The sequence below is a fragment of the Methylophaga sp. UBA3192 genome (genome assembly GCA_002363955.1).
Lineage (GTDB): Bacteria > Pseudomonadota > Gammaproteobacteria > Nitrosococcales > Methylophagaceae > Methylophaga.
In genome coordinates this window covers 478817-483187 of record DEXE01000006.1, presented here as the reverse complement: position 1 = coordinate 483187, position 4371 = coordinate 478817, and the positions used below count along the sequence as shown (strand labels likewise).

At 46.0% G+C, this 4371-nt stretch carries 3 protein-coding genes; 1 reads left to right on the top strand and 2 read right to left on the bottom strand.

Annotated elements, in window-relative coordinates:
• Positions 1–106 precede the first annotated feature (106 nt).
• Positions 107–2626, bottom strand: coding sequence for a protein translocase subunit SecD (gene secD / locus B2337_RS09345; RefSeq protein WP_292359431.1), 2520 nt, complete (start codon positions 2624–2626; stop codon positions 107–109).
• Between the two features lie 47 nt (positions 2627–2673).
• Positions 2674–3066 (bottom strand): hypothetical protein, encoded by a 393-nt coding sequence (locus tag B2337_RS09340; protein ID WP_292359433.1) that lies wholly within the window; start codon positions 3064–3066, stop codon positions 2674–2676.
• An 87-nt stretch (positions 3067–3153) separates the two neighbouring features.
• Here B2337_RS09340 and B2337_RS09335 point away from each other — a divergent pair, with 87 nt between their 5' ends.
• A complete protein-coding gene (locus tag B2337_RS09335; protein WP_292415076.1) occupies positions 3154–4125 on the top strand; it encodes a glutathione S-transferase family protein in 972 nt (323 codons plus the stop codon).
• The last annotated feature ends 246 nt before the right edge of the window (positions 4126–4371 follow it).

Below are 4371 nucleotides of genomic sequence, written 5' to 3'. Positions count from 1 at the left end.
CAACAGAAGCGGAGATGAAAGATAAACAAGCCCTACTGCTTTATGGTGAAGATAATCACCATAAAGCCTTATTTATTAATCGATTACAGACACTTTTTGAACAAATCTACATGATGGCATCCAGTTTCTTTTGCATCTCTTCAGCCGAAGGCCGTAACTGTGACAGCCCTTTACGCATGCGATGCTGTCCCATCCAGAAAACGATTGGTGCCGCGATAAATACCGACGAGCTGGTGCCGATCACAATGCCAAATAACATCGGCAACGCAAAGCTGGCAACAGCACTTCCACCGGCAACCGCCATCGGTATCAATGCCAAAAATGTCGTGACAGAGGTAAATACCGTGCGGGTCAATGTTGATGTAATACTCTCATTGAGCAACTGTAACATCGGCTTATCAGGCGTGAGCCGAAGATTTTCGCGTACCCGGTCAAACACCACCACTTTGTCATTAACTGAATAACCAATCAATGCTAACAAGGCTGCTACGGCGGTCAGATTGAACTCCACTCCTGTCAGTACAAAAAAACCAATCGTTTTAGTTAAATCCAAACCAATGGTTAAGGTCGCTGCCAGGGCAAAGTGATATTCAAAGCGGATCCACAAATAGGCCAGCATTCCCAGCCCAGCAAAAACAATGGCCAGGATAGTGGCGTCACGGAAATCGCCACTGACTTTTGGCCCAACCATCTCAACCCGAGGGAAACTCGCATCTGCCGATATTTCCTGTACCGCAGATTTAATATTTTCAACGGGTTCACCGCTAGCTACCTGTTCTGCACCCTCCATTGGCAAGCGAACCAGATAATAGTCATCATCGCCAAATTCCTGAATCGATGCCTGAGCAAAACCTTTTGCCTGCAAGGCATGACGTACTTGTTCTACATCCGTATTGGGTGCCTGAACCTCCATTACAGTACCACCACTGAAGTCGATACCGTATTTCAAACCCGGCTGCATAAACAAGCCAATCGCGGCCAATGACAAAATGGCAGAAATGGCAATACCAACAAAACGGCCTCGCATAAAGTCGATTTTGCTATTACTCAGACGATCCAGAACCCTAATACCTGAGATATTCAGATAAGCCTGTTTCGGCATACGACTGACCCGCCATTCCATTAATAATCGGGTAAATGAAATGGAGGTAAACATTGATGTTAACAAACCAATGGCAATCGCCACCGCAAACCCACGTACCGGGCCACTACCAAACATAAACAACAGACTGATAGCGATTAAAGAGGTGATATTGGAGTCCAGAATCGTGCTGTAAGCGCGTCTGAAACCGGCATCCAGAGCTATAAGTGCCCGTTTACCGCGACGGGTTTCTTCCCGGATCCGTTCATTGATCAAAATATTGGCATCCACCGCCATACCGATACTGAGAATAATCCCGGCAATACCCGGCAAGGTCAGCGTGGCACCTAACAGGCTCAATACACCAAAAATCAAACCGATATTAATGGTTAGACTCAAACTGGCAATGAATCCCCAGCTGCCATAAATTGCCAGCATAAATATCAGCACCAGGATGGCACCAATAATGCCGGTACTAATGCCCATAGCAATAGAATCGCTGCCTAAATCCGGCCCAACCGTACGTTCTTCGACCACATTTAACGGTGCTGGCAAGGCACCGGCACGCAGTAACAACGCCAGTTCATTGGCTTCAGCAACGGTAAACGAACCACTGATTTCGCCACGACCACCGGCAATCACACTGCGAATTACTGGTGCAGTAATGACTTTATCATCCAGAACAATTGCCAAAGAGCGGTCAATATTGTTTTTGGTCATTTCACCAAATAAACGTGCGCCTTCCTTATCCAATACAAAACTGACAACCGGTTGACCATTTTCCTGACTGAAAACCAGATTGGCATCGGTAATATGTTTGCCTTCCAGTGCTACTCGACCTTCTAATGAATAGCTTTCATCTTCATTAACACCTTGAACGCTTATCACATCAGAAGATTGAGCATTAGCCGCCCAATGAAAGGTCATTTTGGCGGTGGTACCCAGCAGAGTGCGGATAGAACCTGGATCATCAACACCAGGCAATTGCACCAGAATGCCATCACTGCCTTGTTTGGTAATGGTCGGATCCACCAGGCCGCTCTCATTAAGACGTTGTCTGACCACCTTCAAGCTGTGCTCAACGGCATCTTTAGTGAGTCTTTCACTATGCGCTTTGGTCGGAGTGATGGTGAGTTTATTTGCCTCATCATCAAGCGAGAACAAAGCCAGGCCACCTTTGGGATCTTTAATAAAGGTCCGCACAAGCTGCTTGATATCCGCTAACCGGCCAGGATCTTTAGGTGTGATGACCAGCTGGTTTTTCGATACCGAAATCGGCTGAATAAAGATGCGTTTTTCGCGCAATCCATCGGTGATCTGTTCGGCTAACTGCTGATGATCGTTGAGTTGTAAATCATTGGTATCGACTTGCATCAGCAAATGGGAACCGCCACTCAAATCAAGCCCTAACTGAAAGGTATTGTCGGTAAACCAGGAAGGTAGATGTTGTGTCGTCGATGCTGGCAACACATTAGGCAGTGCACTGAGCAGGCCCACAATAATAATCAGGCTGAATACAACAGCCCGTGAAACGAATGAACGCATACATAATCCTCGAAGAAAGCTTCGTTAAACAAAATGTTTTAAAAGGATTATGGGTATGGTGGGGCTCGGGTGCGGGGTAAATGGTATTTGGCATCGCTGAAAATCAACAATGTCAAATAACGCAAATCATCGGTACCAAGTACCGCGACAGGAAGCGATAGCAGGTTGAAGTATGCTAGCCAGTGCGGTTCGTTATCACTTTCACCTGAAGAGGATGAAGCCAGATTTTTGATATCCAGCAGTGAACGGAAATGATCACGATGATTGGCTAAAGTAAGCTGATTAAACTCAGCGACAAAACCGGAATTGCTTGAAACCGTTGCCTGACGGAAATCTACCCAGCCGGCAAAGGCCAGACTATTAAGCAACAACAGCAATACGCACAGCTGCCAGAAATTGGCAGGGCACTGATCAAGCTGCTGTGTTTGGAGATGTCTCATGAACTTATTCGCAATGAAGTACACAAATTGTGAGCTTAGCTGGTAAAACAGTCAATCAAATTCCACTTTTTTTAAGGAAGGTATTTTATGGGTTTATTAATGGAAGGCCAGTGGGTCGATCGCTGGTATGACACTGATTCCAACCAGGGAAAATTTATTCGCAGCAAATCACAATTCCGCAATTGGGTGACCGCTGACGGCAGTGCCGGACCCAGTGGAGAAGGTGGTTTTAAAGCCGAAGCGGGGCGTTATCATTTATACGTTTCCTTAGCTTGCCCATGGGCACATCGCACTTTGATTTTTCGCAAGCTGAAAGGCTTGGAAAACTTGATTTCATTCTCTGTTGTGAACCCATTAATGCTGGAGCATGGCTGGACCTTTGATGATGCCGAAGGGGTGGTTCAAGATCCGTTGCATCAAGCCAGATTTTTGCATCAGGTATATACCACTGCTGATGCAGAATACAGCGGTCGTGTCACCGTACCGGTGCTTTGGGACAAACAGCAAAACGTGATGGTCAGCAATGAGTCTGCGGAAATTATCCGCATGTTCAATTCAGCGTTTGATGGTATCGGTGCCAAAGCCGGTGATTATTATCCCGAGACATTAAGATCAGAAATTGATGCTCTCAATGATGAAATCTACGACAACATCAATAACGGCGTTTATAAAGCGGGATTTGCCACCACGCAACAGGCCTATGAAGAAGGCGTATTTCCGTTATTTAAAGCGTTAGATAAAGTGGAGGAACGCCTCAGTAATAATCGCTATTTAGCAGGCAATGAGATTACTGAAGCCGACTGGCGGTTGTTTACCACTTTGATTCGTTTTGATGCCGTGTATCACGGCCATTTCAAATGCAACCTGAAACGGATTGAAGATTATCAAAATCTTTCTGAATACGTTCGTGAGTTATACCAGTGGCCTGGTGTTGCAGAAACGGTAAACATGCAGCACATCAAAGATCATTATTACCGCAGTCACAAAACCATCAACCCTACAGGTGTTGTGCCGGCTGGACCAATCATAAATTTCGACAGACCGCATAGAAGAAGCTAGTCAATATCTAGTTGCAAGATAAAACATGACATTAGGGCGTATTGATCTTTCATATCCACCACTGCTGGCGGCTATTTTTGTGTCCGATAAGGCGGAAAGCACGCAGTGTAGCCATCCTACATAAGTGATTGACAACGCAGGCGGCCGCAAAAATAGTCCCAGCCCTACGGGGTGTGACTGAAAAAGCGCCACTCTGCGTTGCTCGTCACTTATTTAGAATAACTAAAAGGCGCTCCTCGTGCCTTG